The 15,833-nt window shown below is 63.2% G+C and carries 17 protein-coding genes; 1 reads left to right on the top strand and 16 read right to left on the bottom strand.

The window, feature by feature from the left end; genetic code table 11:
- Nucleotides 1-34: 34 nt before the first annotated feature.
- The 9 genes from ACQY6T_RS03325 to ACQY6T_RS03365 all read right to left on the bottom strand — a co-directional run bounded on the left by ACQY6T_RS03325 (nucleotide 35) and on the right by ACQY6T_RS03365 (nucleotide 10,097).
- Complete coding sequence (locus ACQY6T_RS03325) at nucleotides 35-1,222, bottom strand: serine hydrolase domain-containing protein (protein WP_428628383.1); 1,188 nt, start codon at nucleotides 1,220-1,222, stop codon at nucleotides 35-37.
- Between the two features lie 42 nt (nucleotides 1,223-1,264).
- On the bottom strand, nucleotides 1,265-1,996 hold the full coding sequence (locus ACQY6T_RS03330) for a peptidase (protein WP_428628386.1): 732 nt from the start codon (nucleotides 1,994-1,996) through the stop codon (nucleotides 1,265-1,267).
- A gap of 48 nt (nucleotides 1,997-2,044) precedes the next feature.
- Nucleotides 2,045-2,848: a transglutaminase family protein gene (locus tag ACQY6T_RS03335; protein ID WP_428628387.1), complete on the bottom strand. Its 804-nt coding sequence runs from the start codon at nucleotides 2,846-2,848 to the stop codon at nucleotides 2,045-2,047.
- A complete protein-coding gene (locus ACQY6T_RS03340) occupies nucleotides 2,845-3,786 on the bottom strand; it encodes an alpha-E domain-containing protein (protein ID WP_428628390.1) in 942 nt (313 codons plus the stop codon). Before ACQY6T_RS03340 ends, ACQY6T_RS03335 begins: the two co-directional genes overlap by 4 nt.
- A complete protein-coding gene (locus tag ACQY6T_RS03345; RefSeq protein ID WP_428628391.1) occupies nucleotides 3,786-5,183 on the bottom strand; it encodes a circularly permuted type 2 ATP-grasp protein in 1,398 nt (465 codons plus the stop codon). The genes ACQY6T_RS03340 and ACQY6T_RS03345 overlap by 1 nt, the downstream gene beginning before the upstream one ends.
- A 177-nt stretch (nucleotides 5,184-5,360) precedes the next feature.
- Nucleotides 5,361-6,095, bottom strand: coding sequence for a TSUP family transporter (locus ACQY6T_RS03350; protein ID WP_428628393.1), 735 nt, complete (start codon nucleotides 6,093-6,095; stop codon nucleotides 5,361-5,363).
- A gap of 91 nt (nucleotides 6,096-6,186) precedes the next feature.
- Nucleotides 6,187-8,922 (bottom strand): preprotein translocase subunit SecA, encoded by a 2,736-nt coding sequence (secA, locus tag ACQY6T_RS03355; protein ID WP_428628396.1) that lies wholly within the window; start codon nucleotides 8,920-8,922, stop codon nucleotides 6,187-6,189.
- A 104-nt stretch (nucleotides 8,923-9,026) separates the two neighbouring features.
- Entirely contained in the window at nucleotides 9,027-9,269 is a 243-nt protein-coding gene (locus ACQY6T_RS03360; protein ID WP_428628398.1) for a hypothetical protein, read from the bottom strand.
- Nucleotides 9,270-9,581: 312 nt separating this feature from the next.
- Nucleotides 9,582-10,097, bottom strand: coding sequence for a hypothetical protein (locus ACQY6T_RS03365; RefSeq protein ID WP_428628400.1), 516 nt, complete (start codon nucleotides 10,095-10,097; stop codon nucleotides 9,582-9,584).
- 108 nt (nucleotides 10,098-10,205) lie between these two features.
- Here ACQY6T_RS03365 and ACQY6T_RS03370 point away from each other — a divergent pair, with 108 nt between their 5' ends.
- Nucleotides 10,206-11,009 carry an SDR family oxidoreductase gene (locus ACQY6T_RS03370; RefSeq protein ID WP_428628402.1) on the top strand — a complete coding sequence of 268 codons (804 nt, stop codon included), beginning with the start codon at nucleotides 10,206-10,208 and terminating at the stop codon, nucleotides 11,007-11,009.
- 36 nt (nucleotides 11,010-11,045) lie between these two features.
- On the opposite strand, the gene ACQY6T_RS03375 is transcribed toward ACQY6T_RS03370, so the two are convergent.
- The 7 genes from ACQY6T_RS03375 to ACQY6T_RS03405 are packed head-to-tail and all read right to left on the bottom strand — an operon-like array spanning nucleotide 11,046 to nucleotide 15,816.
- Nucleotides 11,046-11,759, bottom strand: a complete 714-nt coding sequence (locus ACQY6T_RS03375; RefSeq protein WP_428628404.1) for a head GIN domain-containing protein — start codon at nucleotides 11,757-11,759, stop codon at nucleotides 11,046-11,048.
- 43 nt (nucleotides 11,760-11,802) lie between these two features.
- The gene (locus ACQY6T_RS03380) at nucleotides 11,803-12,570 is read right to left on the bottom strand and encodes a head GIN domain-containing protein (RefSeq protein WP_428628405.1); all 768 of its coding nucleotides are present in this window, start codon (nucleotides 12,568-12,570) and stop codon (nucleotides 11,803-11,805) included.
- Between the two features lie 59 nt (nucleotides 12,571-12,629).
- Entirely contained in the window at nucleotides 12,630-13,280 is a 651-nt protein-coding gene (locus ACQY6T_RS03385) for an NrsF family protein (RefSeq protein ID WP_428628407.1), read from the bottom strand.
- Nucleotide 13,281: 1 nt separating this feature from the next.
- Entirely contained in the window at nucleotides 13,282-13,803 is a 522-nt protein-coding gene (locus ACQY6T_RS03390) for a sigma-70 family RNA polymerase sigma factor (RefSeq protein WP_428628409.1), read from the bottom strand.
- Nucleotides 13,800-14,258 (bottom strand): DoxX family membrane protein, encoded by a 459-nt coding sequence (locus tag ACQY6T_RS03395; protein WP_428628412.1) that lies wholly within the window; start codon nucleotides 14,256-14,258, stop codon nucleotides 13,800-13,802. The genes ACQY6T_RS03390 and ACQY6T_RS03395 overlap by 4 nt, the downstream gene beginning before the upstream one ends.
- A 3-nt stretch (nucleotides 14,259-14,261) precedes the next feature.
- On the bottom strand, nucleotides 14,262-14,957 hold the full coding sequence (locus ACQY6T_RS03400; RefSeq protein WP_428628414.1) for a putative DNA-binding domain-containing protein: 696 nt from the start codon (nucleotides 14,955-14,957) through the stop codon (nucleotides 14,262-14,264).
- Nucleotides 14,950-15,816: a DUF692 domain-containing protein gene (locus ACQY6T_RS03405; protein WP_428628417.1), complete on the bottom strand. Its 867-nt coding sequence runs from the start codon at nucleotides 15,814-15,816 to the stop codon at nucleotides 14,950-14,952. The genes ACQY6T_RS03400 and ACQY6T_RS03405 overlap by 8 nt, the downstream gene beginning before the upstream one ends.
- Nucleotides 15,817-15,833 lie beyond the last annotated feature (17 nt).

Consider the following 15,833-nt stretch of genomic DNA (forward strand, 5'->3'; position numbering starts at 1 on the left):
CCCGGATCAAGTCCGGGATGATGAGAAAGTAGAGCTACTTCGCCAGCGCCTCGCACAGGCCATCGATTGCCAGCGCGATGCGCGATTCCGCCGTCTTGCGATTGGCCGCGCTGTTCTCGACCCCCCGGGTTTCAGTATTGAATGCCAACAGGCTACCGACATGCTGTTCGGGACACAGGCTGAGATAAGCGCGGAAGCCGTTCTGATCGCCATTGTGCCCGACAAAGCGCACCCCCGCGCTCTGGTCGATGAAGAAGGAAAGGCCGCTCTGCGTCGTCGTGGCCATCCGGCCCTGCGTGAAGTCCTCGCCCGCCGCGATTTGCGGCGCCCACATTTCGTCGAGCGACGACCGCCTGAGCACCAGATCATAGTCGCTCTGCCGCGCCGGATCGCCGAGCAGGAACGCCACATACTTTGCCATGTCGGGCATCGGCGCATTGAGCCCGCCGTTCGACACGGTCACGCCGGTATCGGCATCGAAGGGCGCGGCGACCCGCCGGCCATCACGGATAGTATAGCTGTGCGACCGATGCGGCAGCAGGTGCGGCGGGGTGCGATCGAAATAGCTGGCGTGCATCGCCAGCGGCTTCAGGATATTTTTGTCGATATAGACTTCATAATCCTCGCCCGACAGCCGCTCGATCACCTGACCGAGATAGACGATGCCGGGATTGGAGTAGCCAAAGCGCGTGCCAGGCTTAAACTCAACCTGGGTGTAAGGCAGCATCGCCGCCAGCTGCGACCATTCCTTCGGTTCGAACGGCTGCCAGTCATGGTCGCGCCACGGCCAGGTTCCGCTGCGAAATCCTGCGCTATGGCTCATCAACTGGCGCAGCGTGATCGCGCCGGTGTCGCCGTGCGGATTATGCACCGCCGCCAATTCGGGTACATAGCGTATGATGGGATCGTCGAGCGACAGCAGCCCGCGATCGCGCAACTGCATGATCGCAATCCCCGTCATCGTCTTGGTGATCGACGCCCAATGATAGATCGTCGCGGCATCGACGGGAACATGGGCATCACCATCCTGCTCGCCTAGGTGATCGGCGGCGACGGTCCGGCCGTCCTGCACCAAGTAAAAACTGCTCCCGACGATGCCCGATCGGCGCATTTCGGTGCGGTGCAGCTCGCGAAAGTCGCGCAGCGCCGTGTCAAAGCCCGATTCTTTAGCCGTGGCGGGAGCGGCCATCAGAAGGAGAGCGGCGGCAATCCAGCGCGACATGCGATCCTTTCCCTAGTTTGACCAGATCGCCGTCGAGGGCGATCAGAAATGAAAGTCGGGCAATTCCGCCAGAGCGATTCCCAGTGCTTCGGCCCAGCCGTCGGCGACGCTGTCGAAATAAGGGTCGCCGCGTTCGAACCGCCGCTCGCGCACCGTCGTATAATCGTCGCGTTCGTGGATTTTGAGGTCGATCGGCAGGTCGACACCAGCGTTGGCGCGGATCGTCGAATCGAACGACACGCAGAGCAGTTTCACTGCATCTTCGAACGACATCGCCGGATCGTAGGACCGGACGATGATCGGGCGGCCATATTTGGTTTCACCGATCTGAAAGAACGGATTGTCCTCGCCCGCCTCGATGAAATTGCCTTCGGGATAGACCATGAACAGGCGCGGTTCGGCGCCCTTGATCTGGCCGCCGACGATCAGCGACGCCCGAAAGGGCGACGCAGCGGCCGGCCCCTCGGCACTGTGGCGCATGACGATCTGGCGCAGTGTTTCGCCGACGATCGTCGCAACCGAGAACATCGAAGGCGCGGCGAGGATCGACGGATGGCGTTCTTCGGGTGCCTTGGTCCGTTCGTCGAGCAGGCTGACGACCGCTTGCGTCGTCGCCAGATTACCCGCCGACATCAAAGTGATGACGCGCTCGCCGGGCATATGCCAGCTGCGCATCTTGCGGACCTGCGCGATGTCGTCGACGCCCGCGTTGGTGCGGGTGTCCGACATGAACACCAGCCCTTTGTTCAAACGCATCCCAACGCAATAAGTCATCGAATCCCGTATCCCCGCCCCGGATCGTTCCGATCGCCCCCGATCCGCTTATTGCTGGACCTGCAATTGAACAACCAGATTTTCTTGCGCCGCACCATATCGCATGCCGCGAACCGGCGCAGCATCGCGGTAATCGAGGCCGGTGGCAACGCGGATATAGCGCTGGTCGGGCGAATAGCCATTGCTGACATCGAAACCGATCCAGCCGATATTTTCGAAATGCGCCTCGGCCCACGCGTGCGTCGCGTCCTGCTGGGTCCGATCGTCCATCATCAGATAGCCGGACACATAACGCGCCGGATGGCCCAGGTGGCGCATCGCGGCAATGAAAATATGGGCATGATCCTGACACACCCCGCCCTCGCTGCCCAGCGCCTGTTCGGCGGTCGTTTCGGCATCGGTAAACCCGATCCGGTACGCCAGCCGCTCGATGATGAGGGCCGACAGCGCATGCGCGCGTTCGATGTCATTGGCATAGTCGCGGCCGAGCTGCGCGGTCAGCGCCCGCACCTGCCGCCCCACCCGCGTCAGCGGCGTGGGCCGCAGAAAGGTCCACAGCGGCATCGCGCCGCGGTGGGCGCCGATGACGCCGTCCCATGTTTCGAGTTCGACGGTGCCATGACAGCGGATCATGAGATCGGTCACGCCGCTATCGACCGCGATCAAATCGACGCCATTGCCGTGATGGTCGCTATAGTGCAGCTGCTGCGTGCCGCCCTCGACCTCGATCGCCCAGTCGACGATATGCTGCTGCCCAGGCCGGTCTTTCGGCGTCAGCTTGAGCTGCTGCAGCGCGTACCGGACCGGTGTATCATATTGATAGCGGGTGATATGTTCGACGCGAAGTTTCATTCGACAAACCGATAGTCGCGCTCGATCTGCCGCGCGAGTGTGGCGGTATCGCGCAGGAAGCCGGTCACATATTGGTGGAGGCCGCCGTCAAAGATCGACTGGATCGGCGCGTTGAGTTTTTCATGGGCCAGCGTGTGCGCCATCCGGCACGCCGCGGTTTCCTCGTTATATGCGCGCTGAAGCTGTGCCAGATGATGCTCCATCCGCTCGCTGCAAAAGGCCAGGCTGCGCGGCATCTGGCGATACAGGATCAGGAATTCCGCAATCTTCAGCGCGCTGATTTCGGCCCCATAGAGCCAGCGATAGGCGCGGTGCGCCGACACCGAACGCAGGATCGTCTCCCACTGCACATTGTCGATCGAGGTGCCGATATGCGCGACCGAGGGCAGCAGCAGATAATATTTGACGTCGAGAATGCGCGCCGTGTTGTCGGCGCGCTCAAGATAGGTGCCGAGCAGCGCAAAATGATAGCCGTCGTTGCGCAGCATCGTGCCGTTCAGTGCGCCGCGGACCTGCGCGCTTTGCTGGCGGATCGTGGTCAGCACGTCGGGCAGATCGTCTTCCCGCACTTGCCGTTTGAGCAGCGCGGTCAGCGTCATCCAGCTGGTATTGACCGCCTCCCATGTTTCGCGGGTCAACGCGGTGCGCGCGGTGCGGGCATTGTCGCGCGCCAGCCTGATCACCGACAAGATGCTGGACGGATTGGCGGGATCGCGGAGCAGGAAATCGATCACCCGCGCCGAGCTGTAGTCGCCATGCGCGGCTTTGAAGGCCGGATTGACCCCCGCGGTTACCAGCACCGATTTCCATTCGGCGGCAGCGGTGCTCGACCGGGTGAGCGCGATGCGGAACCCCGCGTCGATCAGGCGCGCATTATTCTCGCTACGCTCAAGGTAGCGCGCCATCCAGAACAGCGATCCTGCGGTCTTGCCCAGCATCAGTCTTCCAACACCCAGGTGTCTTTGGTGCCGCCGCCCTGGCTCGAATTCACCACCAGCGATCCCCGGGTCATCGCGACGCGGGTCAGTCCGCCCGGCGTGATCGTGATCCCTTGCGGCGACATCAGCACGAAGGGGCGCAGATCGACGTGGCGCGGCGCCAACCCCTTTTTGGTAAAGATCGGCACGGTCGACAGCGACAGCGTTGGCTGCGCGATATAGTTGCTGGGGTTCGATTCCAGCTTGGCGCGGAACGCCGCCAGCTCCTTCTTGCTCGCTGCCGGCCCAACCAGCATCCCGTAGCCGCCCGATCCATGGACTTCCTTGACCACCAGTTCGGGCAGCCGGTCGAGCACTTCGCGCAAATGCTCAGGCTCCGAACAGCGCCACGTCGGCACGTTGGGCAATAGCGCTTTTTCGCCGGTATAAAATTCGATGATGTCGGGCATGTAGCTGTACAGCGCCTTGTCGTCGGCGATACCGGTCCCCGGCGCGTTGGCGATGGTAATGCCGCCGGCGCGATAGACGTCCCAGATCCCCGGCACGCCGAGCATCGAATCGGGGCGGAAGTTCAGCGGATCGAGGAAATCATCATCGACGCGGCGATAGAGGACGTCGATCGCTTTATAGCCCTGTGTCGTGCGCATTGCGACGCGTCCATCGACGACGCGCAGATCATGCCCCTCGACCAGTTCGGCGCCCATGTGGTCGGCGAGGTAGCTATGCTCATAATAGGCGCTGTTGTGGATGCCGGGGGTCAGCACCGCGACCGTCGGCGTCCCGCCGCACGCCGGCGGCGCACAGGCGGCCAGCGATTTGAGCAGGTTGATCGGATAATCGCTGACCTCGCGCACCGCGACCTTCGCGAACAGCTCGGGAAACATCTGGAGCATCGTTTCGCGGTTTTCGAGCATGTATGACACCCCCGACGGGGTGCGGGCATTGTCCTCGAGCACATAAAATTCATTGGCGCCAGTGCGCACGATGTCGGTGCCGCTGATGTGCGTATAGATGCCGCCCGGCGGGTCGAGCCCCATCATCATCGGCAAAAAGGCTTCGTTGCCGGCGATCAGCGCCGTCGGCACCCGACCGGCGCGCAAAATCTCCTGCCGGTGATAGATGTCGTAGAGAAAGGCGTTCAGCGCGCGCACGCGCTGCTCGATGCCGCGCGACAGGCGGCGCCATTCGCTGGCCGAAATGATCCGCGGCACGACGTCGAACGGGATCAGCCGTTCGTCACCGTCGGCGGCGCCATAAACGTTGAAAGTGATCCCCGTGGTGCGGAACAGCGCCTCGGCCTGCACCGTCTTGTGCTGAATACGCGCGACATCCTCAGCCTCGAACCACCCGCAATAGTCTTGATAGGGCGACCGGGTTTCGCCCTCTTGGCTGTTCATTTCATCGAAAAAGGAAATGCGCCTGACCTTTCCACGCAACCTGCCAACCATTACCGCGCGCGGGGCGCGCGGCGCATCCTGTTCCAGCTGCTGCGGCGCTTGCCGACTGCGTGGCCGTCAAGCTTGTGTGGGCAATGCTAGCACCGCCACAGGGGAAGGCAAGCGCGCAAAAAAGCGTTAGAAACCAAACAACAGACGGATCGCGACGACCCCAACGAGTATGGCGGTGAGCCGCCGGATAAGCGTCGCGCGCCCGCTTTTCACCGCAAGCTGCGTCCCGATGGCACCGCCGATCAATACCGCGACCAGCAACGGCCAGTGACTCACGACAGCGCCCATCATCTCGCCGCCCTTGCCCTTGATCAACTGGCCGGTCAGCCCGAACAGGCTGTTGACGAGGATGAAGAGGCTCGCGGTCGCGGCGACCGACCGTTCTTCTGCCCAACGGATCAGGTGCAGGATCGGCGCGAGGAAGATACCGCCGCCGATGCCGACGACCCCCGCGAGATAGCCGAGCGCTGCCGCGATCGGCAGCAGCAGTGCGGGCGATAGCTTGACCGGCTTCGCCGTCTGCGGCTGGATCAACAGCGCGAGCGCCGAGGCCAGCAGCGACAGACCAAGCAAGGTCACCAGCACCCCCTGCTTCACCGGAGTCAGCCCGCCGAGGAACGCGAGCGGCGCGGCGACGGCGACAAGCGGCAGCCCCTTTGCCCAAGGCATCACACCCGACCGCGCGAAGCGGATCGTGCCGCCGCTGACGACGATGACATTGCACGCCAAGCTGATCGCCGGGACGAGCCCGACCGCAACCCCGCCGAGCAACAGCAACGCGGTGTAGGTCGATCCGCCGCCAAATCCGACCGCGGCATAAAGCAAAGCCGTGAATCCGAATGCGACCGCTAATCCGCCCATGATATCTTCTCCAGACCCAACAACATTGTCGTTAACAGCAAGGCGAAGAATCCCGAGCGGTTGCCCTACACGTCAGCGGGGTATTCGAACGTCAAATCGCGCCGTGGCAGTGCTTGTACTTGCGGCCCGAACCGCAGGGGCACGGAGCGTTCCGGCTGATATCCAGCGCCGCGTAAGGATTTTCGCCTTCGGGCAGATCGGGGCGCGGGATTTGCATCGGCGGCAGCGTATTCGCGATCAACCACAGATCCCCGCCGTCGATGTCGGCGCTGTTATCTTCACCGGTGAACGGATCGATGTGCGTCGTCAGGAAATCGGGCAGGTCGGGGAGCGCCATCGGCTCAGGCTCGTCAAAGCGCAGGTCGATGCGCGCCACGGTGCGCGTCACATCCTCGCGAATGCTCGACAGCATGCGTTCGAACAGGGCGAAGGCTTCCTGCTTATATTCGTTGATCGGCTGTTTCTGCGCGTAAGCGCGCAGAAACACGACCTGACGCAGCGCATCGAGCGTCGCCAGATGCTCTTTCCATTGATGGTCGAGCGTCTGAAGCAGCACCGATTTCTCGATACCCTTCCACGTGTCGGGATCGACGAGCGCCGCTTTCTCGGCCGCAACCGCATCGGCCATGGCCTGGATGCGCTCTTCGAAAATTTCGGCATCGACCGCGTCTTCTTCCATCCACGCGTCGATCGGCGGATTGAGGTCGAGGATATTGGCGACCCGCTCCTTCATCTGCTCGATATTCCATTGTTCGGGATAGCTGCCCGGCGGGCAGGCGTCGGCGACAATCGCGTTGACCGTCTCGGCGCGCATCGCGATCATCACTTCATCGACGGTCTCGCTGTCGATGATTTCGCCGCGCTGTTCATAGATGACCTTGCGCTGGTCGTTCATGACATTGTCATATTCGACGACCTGTTTGCGGATGTCGTAGTTGCGCGCCTCGACCTTTTTCTGCGCGGTCTCGATCGCCTTCGACAGCCATTTCGACCCGATCGCCTCGCCGTCCTCCAGATTCTTGTTCATCATTTTGGAAAACAGCGTGTCGGGACCAAAGATACGCAGCAGATCATCGTCGAGGCAGAGGTAGAATTTCGACAGGCCAGGGTCGCCCTGACGCCCAGAACGACCGCGCAGCTGGTTGTCGATGCGGCGGCTTTCGTGGCGCTCGGTCGCCAGCACGAACAGCCCGCCCGATGCCTTCACCGCTTCACGCTCGGCGGCGACTTCGGCGGTGATACGCGCAATACCGGCTTCGCGCTCGGGGCCTTCGGGGACATCCTTCAGCTCGTCGTCGATGCGGAATTCTTCGTTGCCGCCGAGTTTGATGTCGGTACCGCGGCCGGCCATGTTGGTGGCGATGGTGACCGCGCCGGTGCGTCCCGCCTGCGCGACGATATGCGCTTCGCTCTCGTGGAACCGCGCGTTGAGGACGCTGTGCGGTACGCCTTCCTTTTCAAGGTAGGACGACAGCAGTTCAGACTTTTCGATCGACACGGTGCCGACCAGCACCGGCTGGCCGCGGTCGTTTGCTTCGCGGATCGTTTTGGCGATGGCGCCGAACTTGTCAGCGATATTCTTGTAGAACTCATCCTCGTCGTCCTGGCGGGCGATCGGGCGGTTGGTCGGGATGTTGACGACGTTCATCTTGTAGATGTCGAAAAATTCGGCCGCTTCGGTCGCCGCGGTACCGGTCATGCCCGACAGTTTGGGATACATGCGGAAATAATTCTGGAAGGTGATCGACGCCAGCGTCTGGTTCTCGGGCTCGATCTGGACGCCTTCCTTCGCCTCGACCGCCTGGTGCAGTCCGTCGGACCAGCGGCGTCCGTCCATCATGCGGCCGGTGAATTCGTCGATGATCACGACCTTGTCGTCCTTGACGATATAGTCGGTGTCGATGCGGAACATCACGATCGCCTTCAACGCCTGATTGACGTGATGGACGACCTGCGTGTTCTCGATATCGTAAAGGTTGCTGCCCTGAAGCAGGCCGGCATCCTCGAGCAGACGCTCGACATGCTCGGTGCCGTCTTCGGTCAGGTTGATCGATTTGGACTTTTCGTCCTTCTCATAATCATCCTCGACCAGCTGATGCACGATCGCGTTGACGCGGATGTACAGTTCGGACTTGTCGTCGGTCGGACCGGAAATGATCAGCGGGGTGCGCGCTTCGTCGATCAGGATCGAATCGACCTCATCGACGATGCCGAAATTAAACTCGCGATGGACCATCTGCTGGCGATCAAACTTCATATTGTCGCGCAGGTAATCGAACCCCAGCTCGTTGTTCGTCGCATAGGTGATGTCGCTGCCATAGGCGTCGCGGCGTTCCAGCTCGTTGAGGTTGGGGACGATGATCCCGGTGGTCAGGCCCAGGAAGGCATAGACCTGCCCCATCCATTCGGCGTCGCGGCGCGCGAGATAGTCGTTGACGGTGACGACATGGACGCCCTTGCCCTCGAGCGCGTTAAGATACGCCGCGAGCGTGGCGACCAGCGTCTTGCCCTCGCCCGTCCCCATTTCGGCGATTTCGCCGCGGTGCATGACGATGCCGCCGATCATCTGAACGTCGAAATGGCGCATGCCGAGCGTGCGGACGGCCGCCTCGCGCACCGTCGCAAAGGCTTCGGGCAGGATGTCGTCGAGCGTTTCGCCGGCTTCAAGGCGCGCGCGGAATTTCGGCGTCTGCGCTTGCAACGCCGCATCGTCATATGCCTGCATCGTCGGTTCAAAGGCGTTGATCTTGTCGACGATCTTGCGGATCGAGGCGACATAACGGTCGTTGGACGAGCCGAACAGGCTCTTGGCTAGGCCAGAAAACATTGGGATTTCCTTGAATTTCGGATGAAATGGCGGCGCGCGGCCGCGTTAAGATGCAAAAAGCCCCGAGACGGGGCGGCGCCGCGAAAGGACGCCAAGGCGCCGCTCTATTCGAGCGCGCGGTCGCTGCCGGTGAGCAGGCCGGGAAGATGCGGCGGCGCGGCTTTGCGCGGTTTGCGTCCGGTGCCACTGCCGGTACGCCGCGTCGGCGCAGTCGCGGTCGGGCGGCGCTCGCTATCGCTGACTTCGGCCTGCCCTGCCGTTTCGGCCAGCAGGACAAGCGCCCCCATCGCCGCCGGTGTGGCAGGCGCGGCAACGGCCCGGTCGGCCGTCGCCAAACCAGTCAACAATGCCAAAAGGGTCAGAAATAACCGCAAGAATAGCCCCTGTTGCGTTCGGAGCCTCAGATATTGCGCCCCGTTCCCTGAACATAGGGTGAAAGGTGCGCCGCGTCTAGGGGTGGACTGCTCGCGCAGAACCGCCCCCAATATCCCTCAGAAGCGCAACCATGGGGTCGACGGCCCCCTCATGTCTTCGTGTCACCCCGGACTCTATCCGGGGTCCAAAACCGCCTGCGCTGCCTTATCCTACTAGAGGAGATGGAACCCGGATCAAGTCGGGGATGACGACAGTGGAGGTCCGCAATCAGTGCAAAACGGTCGTCAGCCCAACTCCGGATTGAGCCCCTTCACTTCAATCAGAAAGCTTTTCGGTTTCTTGAACAATTTGCTCTTGCGATTGACCTTGAGCCCGACCACCTCCGCCAACTCCATTACGAAATGCACGCAATTGCGCTTGTTCAGACTGTAGCTCGGCTGCTTGCGGTCGCGCCATTCGCCGACCTTGGCCATCAATCTTGCGTAGGTTGCGTCGTCGACGGTGACGTCAAACTGGCGGTCGCTCTTTTCGATATAGTCAGATTTCGATGTCTGGACTTCGCCCTTCACCGATCCAAGCAGAATCGCCGGGCTGACCGACGTCGCGGTGAAACCGTAATTGGCGTCGATCGCTTCGCCTGTCGCGTCGACCGTGCCCTTTATCACGATGAAGGCATGCGGAAAGCGGTCGCCAAAATCATGGCTGTAGAAGCTTACGACCACCTCGGCGCGGGCCGGCGCGGTCAGCCCGGCGCAAAGCAGCAACAGGGAGAAGAGGATCAGGCGCACGCCGCGGGTCATCGCGCTCTCTTAACCAGCATGGCTCGACGTTGCCAAGCCGTCATTGCCGCTTGACGGACCCGCCCGCTTCTTATCTTGTCCCACTAACAAGAATGTAAGGAGGGCAGGATGGCACGGAAGGCTATTTTCATCACCGGTGGCGGTTCGGGCATTGGCCGCGCGGTCGCGCGCCATTTCGCCGACCAGGGCTGGTTCGTCGGGATCGCCGACGTCAACCGCGCCGGGATCGACGAAACCGCCGCGCTACTTCCCGACGGCGCCTCGTCGCGGCATGACATGGACGTGCGCGATCGCGACCAGTGGAACGCCGCGCTGGACGCCTTTGCGGAGCAAAGCGGCGGCCGCCTCGACGTCCTGTTCAACAATGCCGGGATCGGAACCGGCGGCCAGTTCGCCGACATGCCGCCGGCCGAGGCCGACCGGCTGATCGCGATCAATTTCGGCGGCGTCGTCAACGGCACCTATGCCGCGCTGCCGCTGCTGCGCGCGACGCCGGGATCGGCAATTCTCAACACCGGATCGGCGTCGGGCTTTTACGGTGTTGCGGGGCTTGCCATTTATTCAGCGACGAAATTCGCCGTGCGCGGTCTGACCGAGGCGCTGGAGATCGAGTTCGCCAAACACGGCATCAAGGTGCGCTCGCTGATGCCCGGCTTCATCGACACCCCGCTGCTCGATCAGGTCAGCGCCGACAGCAACGCCCCGGCGCGCGATCGCCTGTCGCAAAGCGGGTTTGAAATCATCCCTGTCGAACGCGTCGCCGAAGCGGCGTGGGCGGCAGTCCATGGAGAAAAGGTTCACACCACGGTCGGCAAGATGGCAAAACGCTTGGCCCGCCTTGCGCGCTGGTTCCCGGGTTTGATCATGCGCCAGTCGAAGAAGATCGACGGATTGGGCACGGCAGCGCAATAGATTTTTGCCCTCCCGCAGGCGGAAGGGATCGGACCGCTATCGCTTGGCCGTGCCGCACTGCACCGACCCATTGCCGACATTGCGCACCGTGCACACCGGCTTGCCGAGCACCACCGTTTTGCCCACCCCACGCGCCGCCACCGCCGCGGTTTTCACAGCGCGCAGCACATGGTCACCGGCGCCCTCGCCATCGAACGTCAGCATATCCACGGCCAATGCGCCCGCATCGAACAATCCGGCCCCCGAAACGGTCATCTGCGCCTGCTTGGCGGTGCCGCTTAGAGTCATCGTGCCGTTACCGATCATCACGACCGACAGCCGGTCGGTCGTGATCGCGCCCACCGACATCGTACCCGGACCGCGCAGGCCGATGGTGACGCGCGTCCCCTTCAGGCGGTCGATCTGCAGCGACCCCGCACCGCCCATCGTCACCGAACGCAGGTTGGCCGCATTGATCCGGATCGTCACCGCCCCCCGCGGCGCGCGGCGATCCGCATCGCCGGCAAACTCACGCTGGCCGATCACCAGCCGTCCGTCGCGCGCGTCGATGGTCAGCCGGTCGAGTGCATCCTGCGGTCCGGTCGCCACCGCGCCGACGGGCGCGCGCGTCGTCACTTCGATCGCGTAATCGGCGTTGACGTCGATCGCTTCAAAGCTGGTCAAACCAAAGCGTTTTTCGGCGGCCGCGGCAGGAGCAATGGCGAGCAGGGTGATGGCCGCGAGCGCGGCGCTTCGAATGGGAAGGGTCATGGTGCCGCCCTACCCCTTTCGGTCAGGCGGCACCAGCATCGCTTCATTTGCAGGTGACCGAGCCCGAACCCATCTGGCGTGACGAACAGGTCGCGCCGCCGCCCAGCGTGACATCGCCCGATCCCAAAATGCTGACATCGGCCTTGCCCGCCGCCTGCGCGTCGATATTGCCCGATCCGGTGATCGAGACATCGAGCGTCTGGGCGACCAGTCCGTCGGCGTCGATGTCGCCCGATCCAGTCACGCTATATTCGCCCGATGTGACCGTGCCGCCGCCGATCTCGATATCGCCCGAACCCGATACGCTAATCTCGGCGCTCTTGCCCGTCAGTTTCGCGATCTTGAGGTCGCCCGATCCGGTAACGACGGCCTCAACCGCATCGCCATCGACGCTGTCGGCGTCGATTTCGCCCGATCCGGTCAGGCGCACCGCGGTCAGCCGCGGCATGGTGATCGCAATCTCGACGTCTTTGTCGTCGCGATGCGAAAAGCTGAACCCTTCGCGCTTGCGGCCGATCAACAATGTCGAGCCATCGAGCTCGATCTCCAGCTCGTCGAGCACCGCCTGCGGACCCTTGGCGCTGATCGAAAATGTGTCGCCCTGCCGGATGGTGACGTCATCGGGGCCGGCGACCTTGACGCCGGTGAAGCCGGTCAGCGCATAGGTTTTGGCGGTGACCGGACCCGCGTTGGCGGACGGCGCCGCCTCACTTTTGGCCGAATGATTGCCATCGCCGCGGTCGGTTCCGTTACACGCGGCCACCGTCATCGCCAAAGCCAGCGGCAACACCGCCATTGTCCATTTACGCATCGCAAATCTCCTCTGTGTGTTATATGCGTAACACACAGAGGGCTGACTGTCCAGCGATCCTACCAGCGCAGCAGCGGTGCCAGCAGCAGTCGGCCGGCGACCCCCGACAATGCGACCGCGAGGCCGTGCCACAGGGCAATATGCATCATGTCATTCGACGCACAGTGCAGCGCGACGATCGTCGCGCCGGCGGCGCCCGCCGCGATGCCGATCACCCAGCCAGCGCGTGTCGGCGACGTCGGCGCCCCGCGCTTCAACCACGCGAACAGCGCCGCGCCGACGCCCAGACCCGCAAGGACGCCTTCGATCATGCAGCGCAGCCCGTTTTCGGGCCGCGCCGCCTCCATCGCGGCATGGTGATCGCCAAAGCCCATCACCAGCGCAGAAAAGGGCAAGGCGAGCGCAGCGAGTCCGGCCCAGCGCCAGCCGCTGTAATCGCGGCCGACCCCAGGCAGTCCCATGCGCAGCGCGCTCCAAGCCGTCGCCACGCCCAGCGCAACGATCAGCCAGAAAGCCAAAAGCGGCAGTGGCGGCATCATCGCACCCGCAGCCAAGTCGTGGCGCATTCCCGATAGCCACAGCAGCAGCGTTGCGCCGACGGTCCAGCCGCCCACCACCCACAGCGACCCGCGCGCCACGCGGCGGGGACGAACGGGCTCGAGCTCGCTCGCCAGGTCGTCGATCAGATGGTCGATCGATAGGTCGGTCATGTCATTCGCTTTCAATCAATTGCGCGAGCTTTTTCAGCCCGCGATGAATATTCACTTTTACCAGCGACTCGCTCTGGCCGCAGATCTGCGATGCCTCGGCAATCGACGCTCCCTCGATCTTCACCAGCGTGATCGCCTGCGCTTGTCCGGCAGGCAGCAAGATCAGCAAACGGTCGAGACTGAGGCGCGCGTGGACGAGCTCGTCCTCAGCCTCGACCGCCGCGTCGCCTTCACCAAGTTCAACTTCGTCGCGCTGGCGGCGCAACATGTCGATCCAGCGATAGCGCGCGATTGCCGCCAACCACGGCAGGAACGGTCGGCTATTGTCCCAGGTCGAGAGCTTGCGGTGCACCGAAATCAACGTTTCCTGGACCAGATCATCGATCTGGTGCGGTGCGATGCGGCGTGCGAAATAACGCGCCAGCCATTTGCCCGAATCGCCCAGCAGCGCGCGATAGGCGACGCGGTCACCCCGCTGCGATGCCGCCATCAAACGGGCCAGCGAGGGTTCGTCGATGCTCATTTGCGCCGGAGCTTAGCAATGATTGTGTCGATCGAGAACAGCCCGCCGCCGCGCACGATCAGGATCGCCGCCATCGCGATCCACAAGGAATGGACGGGCCACCAGGCGTCGGGAAAGACAAAGAACTGGATCACCAGCGTCATCACCAGCAACGCCCCGGCCGATAGCCGCGTCGCCAAGCCCAGCAGCAGCAATGCCGGGAACAGATGCTCGGCATAGGCGGTCAGCGGCACCGCGATCGCAGGATCGAGCGGCAGGCCCGAAAATTCCGACGCAAATAAATCATACTGCCCCGGGTCGATCTGCAGGAAGCTGCCCTCGACAATTTTGGTCTGCCCCGACCGCCAGAACACCCCGGCGAGCGCTAGGCGGAGAAGGAACAGCGCGATGGCTTCGGGAACCCGCCCCGACGCGATGGCAACACCGCGATCGTAAAATGCGATAATCCTGTTCATCCCTCAAACCCTCTCGAACGCCCCGGCGCCGATCAGCGCCGCAATGGCAGCACCGCCGCCCGGATGATGTTCGGCGAGATGACCGATGAGGTTACCAAGCGGCAAAAATTCGCGCGCCATGTCGAGCACCGCGGCGTCTGCTGCGTCGATCGCGAACAGCCGCACCTCGGCATCGGGCCGCGTCACGAGCAGCGCGCGGACGTCATGTGCAAAAACTCGATCGAGGAGCGGCGCGGCGGCGCGCGTCAGCGTCACGACGCGCATCGCCGGATGGCGCCGTACGACAAGAGCAAGCAACGCCGCTTCGTCCAGCCCGGTCAAATCGGCGAGCGCCAGCGCCGGAGCGTCGGCGGCGTGATAGCTTTCGAGCCAGGCCCATTCGACCCGCGCCAGGTCGGCGACAAGCGGATCGGCAAGCCAGTCCGGAAAACCCGCGCCGATGAGCGCCGACGACCGGCCCTGCGCACCGCCGACGTCGATGAAGGCCCGCGAAACCCGGTTGAATTCCCCCGCACCCATATGCTCGCGGGTGCGCGGAAACGTCGCCTCCAGCGCCACCAGGCGTGCGTGCGAGATTGTGTTGGCATGGACGCGCAGTCCGCGCAGCACCGCCGCCGGATCGCCCGCAAAAACACCGGGAGGCAATTGGCCGGGACCGCGAAGCAGCGTCGCGGCAATTGCGGCCTGGTCCTCAAGCATCGGCCAGTTCGCTCGTCAGCATCGCGTCGGCCTTGGCCACTTCGGCCATCAGCACCGCATAATCGGGAATATCGCTGTCCCATTCTACCAACACCGGCTTCGGCCCGGAGCGGCGCAGAAAGGTCGCGAGCAGATCCCAGCAGCTTTGCCCGACCGCCGACCCATGATCATCGATCGCGATCGTCTCGCCGACATCATCGTCCTTGCGGCTATGCCCCGCGACATGCACCTCGCCAACCAGCGCCGGATCGAACGCATCGAGCCAGCGCGCCGGATCGCGCCCGAGGTTGAATGCCGACACCTCGACATTGTTGATGTCGAGCAACAGCCCGCAACCCGCGCGGCGGCAAAGTTCGTGGAGAAAATCGACCTCGTCCCAATCGTCACCGGCATAAGCGAGGTAGCGCGACGGATTCTCGATCAGCATCGCGCGCCGCAGCCGGTCCTGAACGCGCCCGACTTCGTGCACAAAATGGTCAAGCGCCGCATGACTGTAGGCGATCGGCAACAGGTCGGGAAATTTGTCGTTGGGTCCGTTGCTCCAGCTCAGATGATCGGAGACCATCGCCGGATCATAGCGGTCGCAAAGCAGCGCCAGCGCGTCGAGCTCGGTCACATCGACCCCCGCTGCCGATCCGATCGACAGGCCGACCGAATGGAAACTCAGCGGCAGATGATCCGCAATCGCGGTCAGCCAGCGATGCGGAGGCCCGCCTGCGCCGAAGTAGTTTTGGGGATGTACTTCGGCCCAGGCGGGCAGGGATGCCCGCTCCGCCGCCGCCAGCACGTCGGCATAATGTTCGGGCTTCAGCCCGAAACCGGCGCGCTGCGGCAAGACGTGGAACGGGCGGGGGGGCACGGAATTCCTAATCTTCG

The sequence above is a fragment of the Sphingopyxis sp. genome (assembly GCF_965279725.1).
In the GTDB taxonomy this organism is placed as follows: domain Bacteria; phylum Pseudomonadota; class Alphaproteobacteria; order Sphingomonadales; family Sphingomonadaceae; genus Sphingopyxis.

Bases quoted from the DNA above. Each gene is read 5' to 3' on its own strand.
- ACQY6T_RS03380 (WP_428628405.1), bottom strand. From the start codon at position 12,570: ATGCGTAAATGGACAATGGCGGTGTTGCCGCTGGCTTTGGCGATGACG.
- ACQY6T_RS03365 (WP_428628400.1), bottom strand. From the start codon at position 10,097: ATGACCCGCGGCGTGCGCCTGATCCTCTTCTCCCTGTTGCTGCTTTGC.
- ACQY6T_RS03350 (WP_428628393.1), bottom strand. From the start codon at position 6,095: ATGGGCGGATTAGCGGTCGCATTCGGATTCACGGCTTTGCTTTATGCC.
- ACQY6T_RS03335 (WP_428628387.1), bottom strand. From the start codon at position 2,848: ATGAAACTTCGCGTCGAACATATCACCCGCTATCAATATGATACACCG.
- ACQY6T_RS03395 (WP_428628412.1), bottom strand. From the start codon at position 14,258: ATGAACAGGATTATCGCATTTTACGATCGCGGTGTTGCCATCGCGTCG.
- ACQY6T_RS03390 (WP_428628409.1), bottom strand. From the start codon at position 13,803: ATGAGCATCGACGAACCCTCGCTGGCCCGTTTGATGGCGGCATCGCAG.
- ACQY6T_RS03400 (WP_428628414.1), bottom strand. From the start codon at position 14,957: ATGCTTGAGGACCAGGCCGCAATTGCCGCGACGCTGCTTCGCGGTCCC.
- ACQY6T_RS03330 (WP_428628386.1), bottom strand. From the start codon at position 1,996: ATGACTTATTGCGTTGGGATGCGTTTGAACAAAGGGCTGGTGTTCATG.
- ACQY6T_RS03370 (WP_428628402.1), top strand. From the start codon at position 10,206: ATGGCACGGAAGGCTATTTTCATCACCGGTGGCGGTTCGGGCATTGGC.
- ACQY6T_RS03345 (WP_428628391.1), bottom strand. From the start codon at position 5,183: ATGAACAGCCAAGAGGGCGAAACCCGGTCGCCCTATCAAGACTATTGC.
- ACQY6T_RS03340 (WP_428628390.1), bottom strand. From the start codon at position 3,786: ATGCTGGGCAAGACCGCAGGATCGCTGTTCTGGATGGCGCGCTACCTT.
- ACQY6T_RS03375 (WP_428628404.1), bottom strand. From the start codon at position 11,759: ATGACCCTTCCCATTCGAAGCGCCGCGCTCGCGGCCATCACCCTGCTC.
- ACQY6T_RS03325 (WP_428628383.1), bottom strand. From the start codon at position 1,222: ATGTCGCGCTGGATTGCCGCCGCTCTCCTTCTGATGGCCGCTCCCGCC.
- secA (WP_428628396.1), bottom strand. From the start codon at position 8,922: ATGTTTTCTGGCCTAGCCAAGAGCCTGTTCGGCTCGTCCAACGACCGT.
- ACQY6T_RS03385 (WP_428628407.1), bottom strand. From the start codon at position 13,280: ATGACCGACCTATCGATCGACCATCTGATCGACGACCTGGCGAGCGAG.